The organism is Allobosea sp. NPDC003192 (assembly GCF_050275675.1).
Classification (GTDB): Bacteria; Pseudomonadota; Alphaproteobacteria; order Rhizobiales; family Beijerinckiaceae; genus Allobosea.
This window is the reverse complement of record NZ_JBNNPK010000001.1, coordinates 511,709-526,248: the sequence shown is the minus strand read 5'-3', so window position 1 is coordinate 526,248 and position 14,540 is coordinate 511,709. Positions and strand designations below refer to the sequence as shown.

The window sequence follows — 14,540 nt, the reverse complement described above, 5'->3', positions numbered from 1 at the left end:
GAGGCTCCTGGTGGCGCTTTCTCGTCATGAGATTCTCGGGTCTGCGCTGCGCTCCGCCCGAGAATGACGCAATGCGGCCCGCCCCCGAATCGGCGATAACGGCGCCATGACTTCGCGCGCCTTCATCGCCGGTTGCCTCGGCACGAGCCTTACCCCCGACGAGCGGGCCTTCTTCCGCGACGCGCGGCCCTGGGGCTTCATCCTGTTCAAGCGCAATACGCAGGATCCGGCGCAAGTGGCTGCGCTGACGGCGCAGATGCGCGATTGCGTCGGCTGGCAGGCGCCGATCCTGATCGACCAGGAGGGCGGCCGGGTCCAGCGCATGGGGCCGCCGCACTGGCCGCCCTATCCGCCGGCGCTGGCCTTCCTCGCGATCAACGATCCCGTGCAGCAGCGCGAGATCGTCCGGCTCTCGGCGCGCCTGATGGCGCATGACCTGAAGAGCGTCGGCATCGATGTCGACTGCCTGCCGGTGCTCGACGTGCCGATCGCCGGCAGCCATGACGTGATCGGCAACCGCGCCTATGCACGCGATCCCGCCATGGTGGCGACGCTCGGCCGGGCCGCGGCAGAGGGGCTGCTGGCGGGCGGTGTCTTGCCGGTGATCAAGCACATGCCCGGCCATGGCCGAGCCAAGGCCGACAGCCATCACGATTTGCCGGTGGTCGAAGCCAGCCTCGATGAGTTGCGCGCCCATGACTTCCGGCCGTTCCGGCATCTTGCCGACATGCCGCTGGCGATGACGGCGCATGTCGTCTTCACCGCGCTCGACAAGCGCCGCCCGGCGACGATCTCCCGGAAGATCGTGCGCGAGATCATGCGTGGCGAGCTCGGCTATGACGGCGTGATCGTGACCGACGACATCTCGATGAAGGCGCTCTCGGGTTCGTTCGAGGACAAGGCCAAGGCGGCGATCCGGGCCGGCGTCGACGTGGTGCTGCACTGCCATGGCATCATGGACGAGATGGTGGCGATCGCCGGCGCCGTTCCGGAGATGAATGGTCAGCGCGCCCGCCGCGCCGCGATGGCGCTGGCACGCATCCGGCACGAGCCGGAGCCACTCGATGTGGACAGAACCCGTGCGCAGCTTGCCAGCGCCCTTGCTTTGAGCGGCGGTTAGGCTGATTCTCTCCCCGGGGTTGCGGTCCCGCCGGATGGGCGGGGCAGGACAGGGGAACTGGCCATCGATGGCCGCTGAGCTGCCATTCCAGGAGGACGGCACGCCGGAGCGCATGACCGGCGAACCCTCGCTCATGATCGATGTCGACGGCTATGAAGGGCCGCTCGACCTGCTGCTCGATCTTGCCCGCCGCCAGAAAGTCGATCTTTCCCGCATCTCGATCCTGGCGCTGGCCGAGCAGTACCTCTCCTTCATCGAGACGGCGAGGGCGCTGCGCCTCGAGCTCGCCGCCGACTATCTGGTGATGGCGGCCTGGCTCGCCTATCTGAAATCCCGCATGCTGCTGCCGGAGCCGCCCAAGGGCGAGGAGCCGAGCGCTGCCGATCTCGCGACCGCATTGGCGCTGCGCCTGAAGCGGCTGGAGACGATCCGCGCCGCGGCGCAGAGGCTCGCCACGCGCGAGCGGCTCGGCCGCGATGTCTTCGCCCGTGGGGCGCCGGAGGTGATCGCCTCGTCCGACCGGCCGACCTGGGAGGCCGAGCTCTACGATTTGCTGGCCGCCTATGCGCAGCAGCGCCAGAAGCGCATCCGCCAGCCGATGAGCGTCGGCCATCGCCAGGTGCTGTCGCTGGTCGATGCGCGCGAGGCGCTGGCGCGGCTGGTCGGCGAGGCCGGGGAGTGGACCGCGATCGACGGCTATCTCACCCGCTACATGCGCAGTCATGGGCTGCCGCTGGAAACGATGACCGCGACGGTCAGGGCTTCGTCGCTCTCGGCCATGCTGGAGATGGTGCGCGAAGGCGTGCTCGATCTGCGCCAGGACAGCGCCTTCTCGCCGCTCTATGTCCGCCGCCGTTCGGCGCGGCCGCCGACGCTCGGCCTGTGAGGCGCCATGGCCGTGGCTGAAGCCGAACGCGAGGACGAGGAAGACTGGGATGCCGGTGAGGCGCTGGCGCGTGCCTGCCGCATCGTCGAGGCGCTGCTGTTCGCATCCGTGCAGCCGCTCTCGGGCGAGGACCTCGCGAAGTCGGTGCCGGCCAATGTGCCGATCGAGCGGGTGATTGCCGAATTGCAGCAGACCTATGCGCTGCGCGGGGTGACGCTGCAGCGCGTCGCCGGCGGCTTCGCCTTCCGCACCGCGCCCGATCTCGCCTATCTGCTCGCGCCCGAGGCCGAGCCGCCGCGCAAGCTCTCGCGTGCCGCCTTGGAGACGCTCGCCATCATCGCCTATCACCAGCCGGTGACGCGGGCCGAGATCGAGGAGATCCGGGGCGTCGCCACTGCCAAGGGCACGCTCGACATCCTGCTCGAAGCCGGCTGGGTGCGGCTGCGCGGCCGGCGGCGCTCGCCCGGGCGGCCAGTGACCTTCGGCACGACGCCGGCCTTCCTCGACCATTTCGGGCTCGACCGGATCGACGACCTGCCGGGGCTGGAGGAACTGAAGGGCGCCGGCTTCATCGAAGGGCGCCTCGCCAAGGACCTCACCGTGCCGGTTCCCGACGACGATCCGGGCTTGCGCGACGACGAGGATCCGCTCGGCGACCTGTTCACGCCGCTTGACGACGGCGAAGCCAGCTAGCACAGCGCAGGGGATTGAGCCCGGCAGGCCGGCAGGAGAACGAGTTGGCTCGCAGCGAGGGCAGAGCGCGTTGGTTGGGATGGGGACGGCGCGGCACGGCCGGCGCCGCCATCCCGATGGCGCTCGGCTTCGACGCGGTCACGCAGCGATTCGGCGCTGTGACGGCGCTGGATGGGGTCTCGCTCAATGTCGCACCCGGCGAGATCGTCGCATTGCTCGGCCATTCCGGCTGCGGCAAGACGACGCTGCTGCGGCTTGCCGCCGGGGTCGAGCGGCCAAGCGCAGGCCGTGTCCTGCTCGAAGGACGGGACGTGTCTTCACCTGGCAGCTTCGTCGAGCCGGAGGCGAGGGGGGTCGGTCTCGTCTTCCAGGACTATGCGCTCTTCCCGCATCTCTCCGTGCGCGAGAATGTCCGCTTCGGCCTGCGCGGCTATGGCAATGCCGAGGCCGATGCCACGGCGCTGCGCGCGATCGCCCGCGTCGGCCTCGCCGACCTCGCCGAGGCCTATCCACACATGCTTTCGGGCGGCGAGCAGCAGCGCGTGGCCCTGGCGCGCGCCGTGGCGCCGCGCCCCGGCGTGCTCCTGATGGACGAGCCTTTCTCCAATCTCGACCGCCGGCTGCGTGACGTGGTGCGCGACGAGACCATGGCGCTGCTGCAGGAGATCGGCGCGACCTCGATCATCGTCACCCATGATCCCGAGGATGCGATGCGCGTCGCCGACCGGATCGTGCTGATGCAGCAGGGCCGCATCGTCCAGACCGGCACCGCAGAAGAGCTCTACCGCCGACCCGCCAGCCTCTTTGCCGCCCGATTTTTCTGCGATCTTACCGAGATCGAGGCCGTAGCGCGGAATGGCGCCGTGGATACCCCGCTCGGGCGGTTTCCGGCGCCTGACCTGGCCGACGGAGCGAACGCGGTCGTCGGCGTGCGCCCCCAGGCGATCCGGCTGGTGCCGAAAGGGTTCTGCCTGCCGGCGCGGGTGGTGACGCGGCGCTTCCTCGGCGAGGTCGACCATATCGAGCTGGCGGTCGATGGCCTCGACAAGCCGCTGATGGCGCGGTTGCCTACGCGGCGGGATTCCCTCGTCGAAGGCGAGGATGTCGGTATCGACATTACGATGGACGAAGTCCTTGTGTTCCCTGTAGGGGACACCTAGTTTCCGGCACAAGCATCTGGCCCGTCGGGACAAGTCGGGCCGCGCGTTCAATTTCGGAGGAGTACCGCCATGGGTGGCGTCAGCATCTGGCACTGGATCGTCGTCGGCGTCATCGTCATGCTGCTGTTCGGCCGCGGCAAGGTGTCCGAACTGATGGGCGATGTCGCCAAGGGCATCAAGTCGTTCAAGAAGGGCATGGCCGAGGACGAGACGCCGCCGGCCGCCGCGCAGCAGCCGGCCGATCCCAAGGTGATCGACCAGACGGCCCAGACCGCGACCCCGCAGCCGGCCAAGGCCGAGACCAAGGCCTGATCTCGTAGGAGCACGTTCGCCGATCGGCTCGATGCCGATCGGAACCGTCTCCGGCGCTCACCGGGCGCCATACAAGATTTCCTAAAGGACCGGCCGTCGATGTTCGACATCGCCTGGAGCGAAATGCTGCTGATCGGGGGCGTCGCGCTCGTCGTGATCGGCCCCAAGGACCTGCCCGGGGCGCTGCGCACCGCCGGGCAGGCGATCGGCAAGATTCGGCGCATGGCCTCCGAATTCCAGGGCCAGTTCAACGACGCGATGCGCGAGGCCGAGCTCACCGACCTGAAGAAGCAGGTCGACGACATCGGCAATTCGATCCAGGCCTCGACCAATTTCGATCCGATCGAGCCGATGAAGGATTTCGGCGCCGCCGACGCCTCGAAGCCGGCTGCCGCCGACGACAAGGCGATGAAGGATGCCGAGGCGACGCTCGCCAAGCTGCCCGCGCCCGACCTGCCGGCGCCCGTCAGCATCGAGCCGGCGCCGGTCGCCGAGCCTGAGCCGGAAACCAAGCCGAAGCGCCGCCGCAAGACCGTCGCGACCGAGGAGCCGGCCGTGGCCGTTGAAGCTGTTCCGGCGGAGGAGCCGCCGGCCAAGCCCGCACGCAAGCGGAAACCTAAGGCCGCAGAGGCCGAGGGCGGAGAGACGGCATGAGCGTCGTCGAGGCGAATACCGAGCCGAAGCGCGCGGGCGAGGACGAGATCGAGGCGTCGCGGGCGCCGCTGATCGACCATCTGATCGAATTGCGCTCGCGGCTGATCAAGTCGCTCGTCGCCTTCCTGATCATGTTCTTCATCTGCTTCGCCTTCGCGACGCAGATCTACAACCTCCTGGTCCAGCCTTATATCTGGGCGGCGGGCCCGGGCGCGAACGTGCAGCTGATCTACACCGCGCCGCTCGAGTACCTCTTCACCCAGATCAAGATCGCGGCCTTCGGCGCCGGCTTCTTCGCCTTCCCGGTGATCGCGACGCAGATCTACAAGTTCGTGGCGCCCGGGCTCTACAAGAACGAGCGTCAGGCCTTCGCGCCGTATCTGGCGGCGACGCCGATCTTCTTCGTCGCCGGTGCGGCGATGGTGTTCTTCTTCGCCATGCCGGTGCTGATGAAGTTCTCGATCGGCATGCAGCAGGCGGCGACGGACGGGCAGGCCGGCATCGCGCTTCTGCCCAAGGTCAGCGAGTACCTCTCGCTGATCATGACACTGATCTTCGCCTTCGGCATTTCCTTCCAGCTGCCGGTGATCCTGACCCTGCTCGGCCAGGCGGGAATCATCGATGCGCAGTTCCTGAAGGACAAGCGCCGCTACGCCATCGTCTTCGTCTTCGTGATCGCGGCGGTCCTGACCCCGCCGGACGTGATCTCGCAGCTCATGCTCGCGATCCCGATGCTGCTGCTCTACGAGCTGTCGGTATTCTCGGTGCGCCGGGTCGAGAAGAAGCGCGACGCGGCGAAGGCGGCCGAGGACGCAGGCGCCTAGCGCAGCTCCGCCACTCACCCAGCTCATGCCATCACTCGTTCAAGAGTGATGCGATCCGTCACAGGCTGTTGAAGCCGCTGACGGATCGCTGAGCTGCGTACGCTCGCCACCGCCGAACCAAAGCTTCTCCTTCACGTTGATGCACAGGCTTGTGATCCGCAGCTCCGGAGCCTTACCGGCAACACAATGTTAAGATGAACAGCAGATGAACGAATGTGCGGCCGCCTCACTGGCCGGACATGGCGATGCGGTGGTGACGTGAGCGGATTCTGGCGCCTGATGCTGTTCGGAAAGGGCCCGCGCGAAGCGGCCTCACCCGGCCGCGACCTGCGCATCGACGTGATCCGCGGCCTGATTCTGCTGGTGATCTTCATCAACCACATGCCCGGCAACATCGTCTCGGCCGCGATGCCGCACAATTACGGCTTCTCGGACGCCGCCGACGTCTTCGTGCTGCTTGCCGGCATCTCGGCCGCCTTCGCCTATGGCCGGCTGATCGACCAGCGCGGCCTGCTCGTCGGTTCGCTCAAGGTCGGCGCCCGGATCTGGACGCTCTATATCGCGCATCTGGCGCTGTTCGTGCTGGTCTGCGGCATCGTGGCGACCGCGGTGGTGCGCACCCAGAACGCGCTCTATGTCGAGGCGATCAACATCCAGCCCTTCTTCAGCGACACCCAGGCGGCGATCGTCAATGCGCTCGGACTGGTCTACCAGCCGTTCTATCTCGACATCCTGCCGCTTTACATCGTGCTCCTGGCGCTGTTCCCGCTGATCTACGTCACGGCGAGAACCAGCCCGCTCGCGGCGCTGCTTGTCTCCGTCGCGATCTGGCAGGGCGCCACCCATGCCGGGCTCAACCTGCCGAACCATCCGGGCGAGGGCGGCTGGTTCTTCAACCCCTTTGCCTGGCAGATGCTGTTCACGCTCGGCGTCGTCATCGGCCGCCTCGGTCTCGTCGGAGCCCGCGTGCCGAAGCTGCGCCTGCTCGATATCGTGGCCGCCACCGTCCTTCTGTTCGCTGCGATGGTGAAGCTGTCCTCGGGCAATCCGTTCGGCGTCTCGTTCCTGAACGACTGGATCGATAGCCTGCAGATCGGCATCGACAAGACCAATCTCGCCTGGCCGCGTGTCGCGCACCTGGCGGCGCTGACCTGGCTGGTGCTGCGCTTCGTGCGGCCGGATACGAGTGCCCTGAGCGGAATGGCCGGGCGGCGGCTCGCTGCGCTGGGGCGGCATTCGCTGGAAGTCTTCTGCGCCGGGATCGTGCTGGCGATCGCCGGCCAGATCATCCTTGCGGAGAGCTCCTTCACTCTTTGGGTGCAGTTGCTCGTAACACTGGGCGGGACTACCATCCTGCTCGGGCTAGGAACCTTTCTCTCGTGGTACAAGACGCTCACGGCACGCGCCGCCAGCGCCCCGCGCGAGCAGGCCGCTACGGCCTGAGCGCCCTTCTTTTGATCCTGGCGTCGGCCCTGCCGGCATTCGCCGGGCCGAAACCTGTCGTGCCGATGGTCGAGGCGCGTTGCCGGGCCGGCGCTGCGCAGAACCCGTTCAAGCCGGTCCTGCCGGTCTCGGCGCGTACGCTCACCGAAACCAACCGCCTCGCCATCGTCGCGATTGGCTCCTCGACGACCGCCGGCACAGGTTCCGGCGAAGCCAGCCGCAGCTACCCTGCCGTGCTGGAAGAGGAGCTGCGCCGGCGCCTGCCGACGCGCGAGATCAAGGTCACGAATCTCGGCGTCGGCGGCCAGTCGGCTTATGAGATGTATCTACGGCTGGAGAGCGAGGTCATCCCGGAGAAGCCCGCTCTGGTGATCTGGCAGACGGCGGTCAACGACGCCATTCGTGATATCGGCGAGGAGAAGCTGGCCAAGATCCTGCGCAAGGGCATCGCCAAGCTGCAGGAGGCCGGCATCGACCTCGTGCTGATGGACATGCCCTGGCTGCCGCGCGAGGGGCGCTATCCCAAATACGACGACTACCGGGCGGTTCTCGCCAAGGTCGCAAGCGAGACCGGCGTCCCGGTCTTCCCGCGCTATGTCATGATGAAGAACTGGTCGGGCTCCAAGCGCTTCAGCGAGGAGGAGATCGTCGGCATGGACGGGCTCCAGGTCGTCGAATCCGGCTATCGCTGCCTGGCAATCCGCCTCGCCGACGGCATCGCAGCCGAGCTCGGCGGCGGACGGGAGCCCGGCAAGCCGACGAACTGAGGATACGAACCTCTTCGTCATTCCGGGGCGCTGCATAGCAGCGAGCCCGGAACCCATAACCAATGCCGTTTCCTGAAAGGACGTTGGCCGTGCCGCGTCCGCTGTCTTGATCAGTGGATATGGATTCCAGGCTCTTCGCTGCGCGAAGCCCCGGAATGGCAGGCTTGTTCAGCGCGCGATCACCTCGATGTCGCGGTCGCGGCCGGCCTCGACCTTGAAGTCGCGCGAGAAGACCTGGCCCTCCTGCCGGGCGATCAGCACATAATCGCCTTCTGCCAGGATCACCTGCGGGAAGGCGCCGATTGCCTCGCGGATGACGTCGCCTCCCGGGGTGAGCACGCTGAAGGCGGTGCCGGCGAAGGCCTCGCCACCGGGGCCGGCGACCAGCTTCAAGGTCACCTGCGCAGCGCGATGGTGCAGCGTCGCCTGGGTGACCTGGCCGGATTCGACGCGAACATCGGCTCGCTGGATCGCGTTCGAATCGCCGTAGGTCGAGACGATGTGATAGGTGCCCTCCGGCAGGCGGATCAGCTCTCCGGACTTGGCGTTGGACGCGACGAGCCGCCCCTCGGAATTGCCCTGCAGCGGCACGAACACCGAGAAGTTGAGCTGGGCCGGCGCGATCGGCGTCTCGCCGATCGAGCCGGCGAGCGAGAGCGCTCCGGCGCTGATGCTGAGGCGGTCGCTCAGGCCCTGGGCGCCGAGCGTGACGCGCTTGGTGGCGCTGGCGAAACCATAGGCGGCGTGGAGCAGGTAGACGCCGGGGTCGAGCGCGAAGCTGGGTTCCGCCTCGTTCGAACGAGCGACGATCTTGGGCGGCGAGCCGTCGACGGTTTCAGTCAGGACACGCCAGACCAGGCCGGAGCGGATCGGCTTGCGATTGCCGGAGAACTGAGCGCCGAGCGAGAGCGTGACCTGGCCGGGACGTGCGGCTGGAGCGATGGGGGCGGGCGATCCGGGCGTCGTCGACGAAGGCGCGGCGTCGGGCGTCTGGGCGAAGACAGGCCCCGACACGGCCAGTGCCGCCAATAGCGCAGCCATTGCCGCGCGCGCCGCTCTTGCTGGCGTCACAGCCAGGATTTGGAACTCGTCGCGTTGAAACATGCGCTGCGCCGTCATCGTCCTTGCACCGGGGAAGGAGCAGGTTCGCTTGTCCTCATCATGGCGAAACCTTAACTGGGAACCACCATCCCCGCCGCGGCGCCATCTTCCGGATCGTTCATGACCGACACGCTCTCCCTGCTCAAGCTCCGTCGCTCGGTGCCGCCGCAATTTCTCACCGCTCCGGGGCCGGACGATGCCCAGCTCAGCGAAATCCTGACCGTTGCGGCGCGCGTGCCTGACCATGGCAAGCTCGCGCCCTGGCGCTTCATCGTGTTCTCCGGCCCGGCCAAGGAGAAGGCGGCCGAGATCGTTGGCAGTGTCTTCAAGGAGCGCAATCCGCAGGCAGACGAGGATAAGGTCGCGTTCGAGCGCAAGCGCCTGCTCCACGCCCCGGTGGTGATCGCCGTGGTCTCGCGCGCCCGCAAGCATGAGAAGATCCCGGAATGGGAGCAGGAACTCTCGGCCGGCGCAGTCTGCATGAACATGCTGATCGCCGCCGAGGCGCTCGGCTTCAACGGCTCCTGGCTGACCAATTGGTTCGCCTTCGACCGCAAGGTGCTGGACGCCTTCGGGCTCGAGCCGGAGGAGCGCATCGCTGGCTTCGTCCATCTCGGCAAGGCGGATGGCCGCCCGGCCGATCGCGAACGGCCCGATCTCGCCGCGATCGTCAGCCGGTTCGAGGGGTGAGCGCCGTGTACTATACCGATGGCGGTCGCGACCTCGACTTCAAGCACGACCCGTTCAAGGCGATCGTGGCGCCGCGGCCGATCGGCTGGATCACGGCCTTGAATGCCAAGGGCGAGGTCAATCTCTCGCCCTACAGCTTCTTCAACGCGATCTCGTCCCGGCCGAACATCGTGATGTTCTCCTCCGAGAACAAGAAGGATGCGGTCGCCTTCATCGAGGAGACCGGCGAGTTCACCTGCAGCCTGGTCACCAGGGCGCTCGACCAGCAGATGAACCTGACCTCGGCACCACTGCCGCGGGGGACAAGCGAATACGCCCATGCCGGGCTGGAGATGGCGCCCTCGCGCCTCGTCAAGCCGCCGCGGGTCGCCGCGAGCCCGGCCGCGCTCGAATGCAAGTTGCTCTCGATCCAGCAGCTTAGGGATGTCAACGGCAATGATGTGCCGCGCTGGATGGTGCTCGGCCAGGTCGTCGCGGCCTATGTCGACGAAGCCTTCATCCACGATGGGCGCTTCGACACGGCCAAGGCCAATCCGATCGCGCGCTGCGGCTACAGCGACTATGCCGAGGTCAGCGAATTGTTCTCGATCACCCGGCCTGCGGGCGGCTGAGCGCCATGGTCCGGCGCCAGGACGAGGAGCCGGACGAGCAATGGCGGATGACCGTCAACCTGCTCGCGATCATCGCCGTGCTGGTGATGATCGGAGCGGGGTTCTGGCTGCTGCGCGAACTCAACACCGCCAGGAAGGCGCAGGAATGCCTGGCGAGCGCGGCGCGGCACGAGTGCCGGCAGATCAAGTGAACGCGATCCGCGCCTGAACCGGGCGGTCGCGGTCCGGCGCAAAATGGAAAAGCCGAATCGGCCGAATCGCTTGGAGCTCCCGGTTAACCCGGTTTGCCAGCCAGCGCCTTCGCCCGCGCCGGTCGATGCAACACTGGGCTGCCGAGGCTCTTGGCGGTGTCGGCGATCAGCCGGCCGAGTTCGCGCGCGCAGGGTGTCTTGCCGCCGTCAGACCAGATCAGCGCAAATTCCAGATCGGGCAGCGGCGGCAGGCCGTAGCTCGGGGAGAGGATCTTCATTCCCGGCTCGATCTCGTCATCGGCGATGATGGACGCGCCGAGTCCCGCCAGCATCGCCGCCCGCAATCCGTGCAGATTGGCCGAGGTGAAGCCGGTGTGCCATTCGACCTCGGAGCCAGCCAGGGCATCGATCGCGACCGCGCGGCAGAGGCAGGGCGGATGCGACAGCGCCAGTGGCAGCGACGAGCCCGGTGAAACCGCGAAATCCTCGGCGGCGGCCCAGACATAGCGCGAGCGCCGCAGCACGGTCCCGCCGGTCTCGCCGGCCCGGCGCATCGCCACTGCGAGGTCGAGCTCGCCGCTTTCGATCCCGACGCTGAAGTCCTGGCAGACGCTGACCGAGGCTTCGAGGCGCACGGAAGGGTAGGCACGGGCGAAGCGACTCAGCAATTGCGGCAGCTCGTCGCCAAGGAAGTTCTCCGGCACGCCGAAACGGATCGAGCCTGCGAGAGTGGAAGATTGGAAGCGCCGGCTCAAGGCGGCATGGGCCTGCAAGATCTGCCTGGCATGGCGCAGAAACTCTTCGCCATCCTCGGTCAGCGCCAGCTTGCGCGTGGTCCGGACGAAGAGAGGCGTGCCAACCTGATCTTCCAGCCGGCGGATCTGGTGACTGACGGCCGATTGCGTCAGATGCAGGCGCTCGGCCGCGCGGGTGAACCCACCGGCCTCGGCGACGGCGACGAGCGCGCGCAACAGTTCAGGCGCAAAATCCATGACGCAGATTTATTATCACATGAACTGAAAGATACGAAATTAAATCATTTCTATCATGTCTGGTCTGCCCATAGACGAAGTGCCTCCGTCGATCCCGAACGAAGCGGATCGATCCGAAAGGTGCTCGTCATGGCGATTTCTCCTTCCAAGCGAAATGCGGCAGCGCTGGCTGCCGCCTGCCTCGCGTCCCTGATGTTCGGACTCGAGATCTCCAGCGTGCCGGTCATCCTGCCGACGCTGGAATCTGTGCTGCCTGCGGACTTCAAGGCGCTGCAATGGATCATGAACGCCTACACCATCGCTTGTACGGCGGTGTTGATGGCGACGGGCACGCTCGCCGACCGCTTTGGCCGCAAGCGCGTCTTCATCGCGACGACCGCGGCCTTCGGCGTGACATCGCTGATCTGCGGCTTGGCCGAGAGCGCTGCGGTCCTGATCGCCGGTCGATTCCTGCAAGGCATGGCCGGCGGGGCCATGCTGACCTGCGCCGTCGCCATCATCTCGCACCAGTTCCCGGACGGGCGCGAACGGGGCAGAGCCTTCACCATCTGGGGTGTCGTCAGCGGAATCGGGCTCGGCTTCGGCCCGGTGATCGGCGGCATGATCGCGAGCCTGGCCGGCTGGCAATGGGTCTTCCTGATCCATGTCCCGCTGACTGTCCTGGCGCTGGTCCCCGCTGCGATAGGCATCCGCGAATCGCGCGATCCGCAGGCGAAGACGCTCGATGTCGCCGGTATCGTCACGCTGACCCTGGCGGTCTTCGGCTTCTCCTATGTCATCACGCAGGGCGCCGAACTGGGTACAGCTACGGCGCTCGGTCTCGCCGGCCTGGCTCTGGCCAGCTTCCTCGCCTTCCTGGTGGTGGAGAAGCGCGCGGCGCAGCCGATGTTCGACTTCTCCGTGTTCCGAATCCGCCGCTTCAGCGGCGCGATCATCGGCTGCATCGGCATGAATTTCAGCTACTGGCCGTTCATCATCTACCTGCCGATCTACGTCCAAAGCGGCCTCGGTCTCGGGAGCGAGGCCACCGGGCTCCTGCTGCTGGCCTACACCGTGCCGTTCATGGTGATGCCGCCCGTGTCCGACCGCTTGCTGGAGCGTCATGGGCCGCAGCTCGTCATTCCCCTGGGAATGCTGGCGATCGGCGCCGGCTTCATCGCGATGTGGTTCGGCAGCAGCCTTGCCCAGGCGACTTGGATGACCCTGCTGCCGGGGGCTCTGCTGGCGGGTATCGGCCTCGGCCTGACCAGCACGGCGGTGACGAACACCACCACCGGCTCGGTTCCGAGCAATCGCTCGGGCATGGCGTCAGGCATCGACATCAGTGCGCGGCTGATCGCGCTTGCGATCAATATCGCAGTGATGGGGCTCATCCTGATCGAGGGGATCAGGGCGTCGCTGCCGGATGTCGTCTCGGCCGCCTTCGATCGCTCGCAATTGCAGGCGCTGGCCTCATCGATCGCCGCCGGCAATCTCGGCTCGCTGCGAGAGGCCTATCCGATCCTCACGCTTCACGATCCGTCCGGCGCCGGCGTGCACGCCGCGCTGGTGCAGGGCTTCGGCTGGGTGATGCTCTATGGCGGCATCAGCGCCGGCGTCTTGGCTGCAATCAGTTTCCTGATCTTCGGTACAGTCAGGCACACGGCGCAGGCCGGGGCAGCGATCGCCTGCGCCGAGTCCGATGCCTGAGGCCTTGGTCAGCCCAGCTTCTGCGCGCGCGCCTTCAAGCGGCGGGCGCGCATCAGATGCGGCCGGTCGAGCATCTCGCCATCGAGCCCGACGACGCCGAGGCCAGGGTTCTCGTCGAAGAGCTTGATGATCGCCTCGGCTCTGGCGAGCGCTTCGGGCGAGGGCGAGAACACCTCGTTGATTACAGGCACCTGCGCCGGGTGGATCGCCATCTTGCCGGTGAAGCCGTCGCGGCGGGCGGCGACGCATTCGGCGCGCAGGCCGGCATCGTCGCGGAAGGCGGTGAAGACGGTGTCGATCGCGTCGACCTGCGCCGCTGAAGCCGCGAAGAGCAGCAGCGAGCGGGCGATCCGGTAGGGATCGGTATAGCTGCCGTTCTCCAGCCGGTTGGTCTCGGCCCCGAGATCGGCCGAGAGGTCTTCGGCACCCCAGGTCAGGCCGGAGAGGCGGTGGCTGGCGCCGGCATAGCTGCCGAGGCCGAAGATGCCCTTGCCGGTCTCTGTGGCGATGGCGATGATCTTGGTTCCGCCGTCGGGGAGGTCATATTCCGCCTCGCGCACCGCGATATGGGCGGCGAGATGACTGAGGTCCGGTCCGCCTTCGGATTTGGGCAGCATGATTGCATCGGGGCTGCCCTCCATGACCACGTCGAGGTCGGCCTCGGTCATGCCGGTCGTCAGCGCGTTGACGCGCACGATCAGGCGGGGGCGCCTGGCTTTGGTGGAGACCTCCTTCAGGAAATCGCGGGAGAGCTCGCGGGCAGCCGGCTTGGCATCGAGCGCGACCGAATCCTCCAGGTCTAGGATCAGCGCATCGGCGCCGCTCTCCAGACCCTTCTGCAGCTTCTTCTGGTTGTCACCGGGGACGAAGAGGAGGGAGCGCATCAGGCCTGCCCTCCGACCGGACGCTTCTTCATGAAGGCTTGGCGGCGGCACTGCGCCACCAGCGTGCCGTCCTGCTTGTAGGCGCGGTGATGGAAGTCGACGATGCCGGCATCCGGCCGCGATTTCGATTCGCGCTTGGCGACGATCTCGGTGACGCAATTCACCGTGTCGCCCTCGAAGAGCGGGGCAGGGAAGGTGACGTCGGTCATGCCGAGATTGCCGATGGTGGTGCCCACCGTGGTGTCGTTGACGGATATGCCGATCATCAGGCCGAGCGTGAACAGCGAGTTCATCAGCGGCCTGCCCCATTCGGTCTCGGTCGCGCAGAAATGCGCGTCGATGTGCAAGGGCTGCGGATTCAGCGTCATGTTGGAGAACAGCATGTTGTCCATCTGCGTGACCGTGCGGGTCAGCCGATGCTCGATCGAGGCGCCGATCTCGAAATCCTCGAAGTAGAGCCCACCCCGCTTATGCCGCGCCGCTTCCGCCATCGTCTTGCTCCTGTGGCATTTTTCCGTTCGGG

The 14,540-nt window shown here is 66.9% G+C and carries 17 protein-coding genes; 13 read left to right on the top strand and 4 right to left on the bottom strand.

Annotation, left to right across the window (positions count from 1 at the left end):
- Window positions 1-106: 106 nt before the first annotated feature.
- From nagZ to ACQKLX_RS02475, 9 genes are all read left to right on the top strand, one after another.
- Window positions 107-1,120 carry a beta-N-acetylhexosaminidase gene (gene nagZ / locus ACQKLX_RS02515; protein ID WP_427359178.1) on the top strand — a complete coding sequence of 338 codons (1,014 nt, stop codon included), beginning with the start codon at window positions 107-109 and terminating at the stop codon, window positions 1,118-1,120.
- Window positions 1,121-1,187: 67 nt separating this feature from the next.
- Complete coding sequence (locus tag ACQKLX_RS02510) at window positions 1,188-2,006, top strand: segregation and condensation protein A (protein WP_427359176.1); 819 nt, start codon at window positions 1,188-1,190, stop codon at window positions 2,004-2,006.
- 6 nt (window positions 2,007-2,012) lie between these two features.
- A complete protein-coding gene (scpB, locus tag ACQKLX_RS02505) occupies window positions 2,013-2,699 on the top strand; it encodes an SMC-Scp complex subunit ScpB (RefSeq protein WP_427359174.1) in 687 nt (228 codons plus the stop codon).
- Window positions 2,700-2,815: 116 nt separating this feature from the next.
- On the top strand, window positions 2,816-3,859 hold the full coding sequence (locus ACQKLX_RS02500; protein WP_427359285.1) for an ABC transporter ATP-binding protein: 1,044 nt from the start codon (window positions 2,816-2,818) through the stop codon (window positions 3,857-3,859).
- A gap of 69 nt (window positions 3,860-3,928) precedes the next feature.
- Entirely contained in the window at window positions 3,929-4,171 is a 243-nt protein-coding gene (locus ACQKLX_RS02495; protein ID WP_057193021.1) for a twin-arginine translocase TatA/TatE family subunit, read from the top strand.
- Between the two features lie 99 nt (window positions 4,172-4,270).
- Window positions 4,271-4,825 (top strand): Sec-independent protein translocase protein TatB, encoded by a 555-nt coding sequence (gene tatB / locus ACQKLX_RS02490; RefSeq protein WP_427359171.1) that lies wholly within the window; start codon window positions 4,271-4,273, stop codon window positions 4,823-4,825.
- Window positions 4,822-5,649 (top strand): twin-arginine translocase subunit TatC, encoded by an 828-nt coding sequence (gene tatC, locus ACQKLX_RS02485; protein WP_427359169.1) that lies wholly within the window; start codon window positions 4,822-4,824, stop codon window positions 5,647-5,649. Before tatB ends, tatC begins: the two co-directional genes overlap by 4 nt.
- A 258-nt stretch (window positions 5,650-5,907) precedes the next feature.
- Complete coding sequence (locus ACQKLX_RS02480; protein ID WP_427359167.1) at window positions 5,908-7,092, top strand: OpgC family protein; 1,185 nt, start codon at window positions 5,908-5,910, stop codon at window positions 7,090-7,092.
- An 11-nt stretch (window positions 7,093-7,103) separates the two neighbouring features.
- Entirely contained in the window at window positions 7,104-7,859 is a 756-nt protein-coding gene (locus ACQKLX_RS02475; RefSeq protein WP_427359165.1) for an SGNH/GDSL hydrolase family protein, read from the top strand.
- 168 nt (window positions 7,860-8,027) lie between these two features.
- On the opposite strand, the gene ACQKLX_RS02470 is transcribed toward ACQKLX_RS02475, so the two are convergent.
- Window positions 8,028-8,963 (bottom strand): hypothetical protein, encoded by a 936-nt coding sequence (locus ACQKLX_RS02470; protein WP_427359163.1) that lies wholly within the window; start codon window positions 8,961-8,963, stop codon window positions 8,028-8,030.
- Between the two features lie 117 nt (window positions 8,964-9,080).
- On the opposite strand from ACQKLX_RS02470, the gene ACQKLX_RS02465 reads away from it, so the two are divergent.
- Genes ACQKLX_RS02465 through ACQKLX_RS02455 form a run of 3 tightly spaced genes read left to right on the top strand, consistent with a single transcriptional unit; the run spans window position 9,081 to window position 10,452 of the window.
- The gene (locus tag ACQKLX_RS02465) at window positions 9,081-9,650 is read left to right on the top strand and encodes a nitroreductase family protein (protein ID WP_427359161.1); all 570 of its coding nucleotides are present in this window, start codon (window positions 9,081-9,083) and stop codon (window positions 9,648-9,650) included.
- 5 nt (window positions 9,651-9,655) lie between these two features.
- A complete protein-coding gene (locus ACQKLX_RS02460) occupies window positions 9,656-10,261 on the top strand; it encodes a flavin reductase family protein (protein WP_427359159.1) in 606 nt (201 codons plus the stop codon).
- A gap of 5 nt (window positions 10,262-10,266) precedes the next feature.
- The gene (locus ACQKLX_RS02455) at window positions 10,267-10,452 is read left to right on the top strand and encodes a hypothetical protein (protein ID WP_427359157.1); all 186 of its coding nucleotides are present in this window, start codon (window positions 10,267-10,269) and stop codon (window positions 10,450-10,452) included.
- A gap of 83 nt (window positions 10,453-10,535) precedes the next feature.
- On the opposite strand, the gene ACQKLX_RS02450 is transcribed toward ACQKLX_RS02455, so the two are convergent.
- A complete protein-coding gene (locus ACQKLX_RS02450; RefSeq protein ID WP_427359155.1) occupies window positions 10,536-11,444 on the bottom strand; it encodes a LysR family transcriptional regulator in 909 nt (302 codons plus the stop codon).
- A 129-nt stretch (window positions 11,445-11,573) separates the two neighbouring features.
- Between ACQKLX_RS02450 and ACQKLX_RS02445 the strand changes: the two genes are divergently transcribed.
- Window positions 11,574-13,133 carry an MFS transporter gene (locus ACQKLX_RS02445; RefSeq protein ID WP_427359153.1) on the top strand — a complete coding sequence of 520 codons (1,560 nt, stop codon included), beginning with the start codon at window positions 11,574-11,576 and terminating at the stop codon, window positions 13,131-13,133.
- 8 nt (window positions 13,134-13,141) lie between these two features.
- Here ACQKLX_RS02445 and ACQKLX_RS02440 read toward each other — a convergent pair whose 3' ends face one another.
- Both ACQKLX_RS02440 and ACQKLX_RS02435 read right to left on the bottom strand, forming a co-directional pair.
- Window positions 13,142-14,017: an HpcH/HpaI aldolase/citrate lyase family protein gene (locus tag ACQKLX_RS02440; protein WP_427359151.1), complete on the bottom strand. Its 876-nt coding sequence runs from the start codon at window positions 14,015-14,017 to the stop codon at window positions 13,142-13,144.
- Complete coding sequence (locus ACQKLX_RS02435) at window positions 14,017-14,508, bottom strand: MaoC family dehydratase (RefSeq protein ID WP_326872072.1); 492 nt, start codon at window positions 14,506-14,508, stop codon at window positions 14,017-14,019. Before ACQKLX_RS02435 ends, ACQKLX_RS02440 begins: the two co-directional genes overlap by 1 nt.
- Window positions 14,509-14,540 lie beyond the last annotated feature (32 nt).

What these genes read in the sequence shown, in the direction of transcription:
- tatB (WP_427359171.1), top strand. Translation starts at nt 4,271, where the DNA reads ATGTTCGACATCGCCTGGAGCGAAATGCTGCTGATCGGGGGCGTCGCG.
- ACQKLX_RS02440 (WP_427359151.1), bottom strand. Translation starts at nt 14,017, where the DNA reads ATGCGCTCCCTCCTCTTCGTCCCCGGTGACAACCAGAAGAAGCTGCAG.
- nagZ (WP_427359178.1), top strand. Translation starts at nt 107, where the DNA reads ATGACTTCGCGCGCCTTCATCGCCGGTTGCCTCGGCACGAGCCTTACC.
- ACQKLX_RS02500 (WP_427359285.1), top strand. Translation starts at nt 2,816, where the DNA reads ATGGCGCTCGGCTTCGACGCGGTCACGCAGCGATTCGGCGCTGTGACG.
- ACQKLX_RS02470 (WP_427359163.1), bottom strand. Translation starts at nt 8,963, where the DNA reads ATGTTTCAACGCGACGAGTTCCAAATCCTGGCTGTGACGCCAGCAAGA.
- ACQKLX_RS02450 (WP_427359155.1), bottom strand. Translation starts at nt 11,444, where the DNA reads ATGGATTTTGCGCCTGAACTGTTGCGCGCGCTCGTCGCCGTCGCCGAG.
- tatC (WP_427359169.1), top strand. Translation starts at nt 4,822, where the DNA reads ATGAGCGTCGTCGAGGCGAATACCGAGCCGAAGCGCGCGGGCGAGGAC.
- ACQKLX_RS02455 (WP_427359157.1), top strand. Translation starts at nt 10,267, where the DNA reads ATGGTCCGGCGCCAGGACGAGGAGCCGGACGAGCAATGGCGGATGACC.
- scpB (WP_427359174.1), top strand. Translation starts at nt 2,013, where the DNA reads ATGGCCGTGGCTGAAGCCGAACGCGAGGACGAGGAAGACTGGGATGCC.
- ACQKLX_RS02495 (WP_057193021.1), top strand. Translation starts at nt 3,929, where the DNA reads ATGGGTGGCGTCAGCATCTGGCACTGGATCGTCGTCGGCGTCATCGTC.
- ACQKLX_RS02435 (WP_326872072.1), bottom strand. Translation starts at nt 14,508, where the DNA reads ATGGCGGAAGCGGCGCGGCATAAGCGGGGTGGGCTCTACTTCGAGGAT.
- ACQKLX_RS02445 (WP_427359153.1), top strand. Translation starts at nt 11,574, where the DNA reads ATGGCGATTTCTCCTTCCAAGCGAAATGCGGCAGCGCTGGCTGCCGCC.
- ACQKLX_RS02510 (WP_427359176.1), top strand. Translation starts at nt 1,188, where the DNA reads ATGGCCGCTGAGCTGCCATTCCAGGAGGACGGCACGCCGGAGCGCATG.
- ACQKLX_RS02465 (WP_427359161.1), top strand. Translation starts at nt 9,081, where the DNA reads ATGACCGACACGCTCTCCCTGCTCAAGCTCCGTCGCTCGGTGCCGCCG.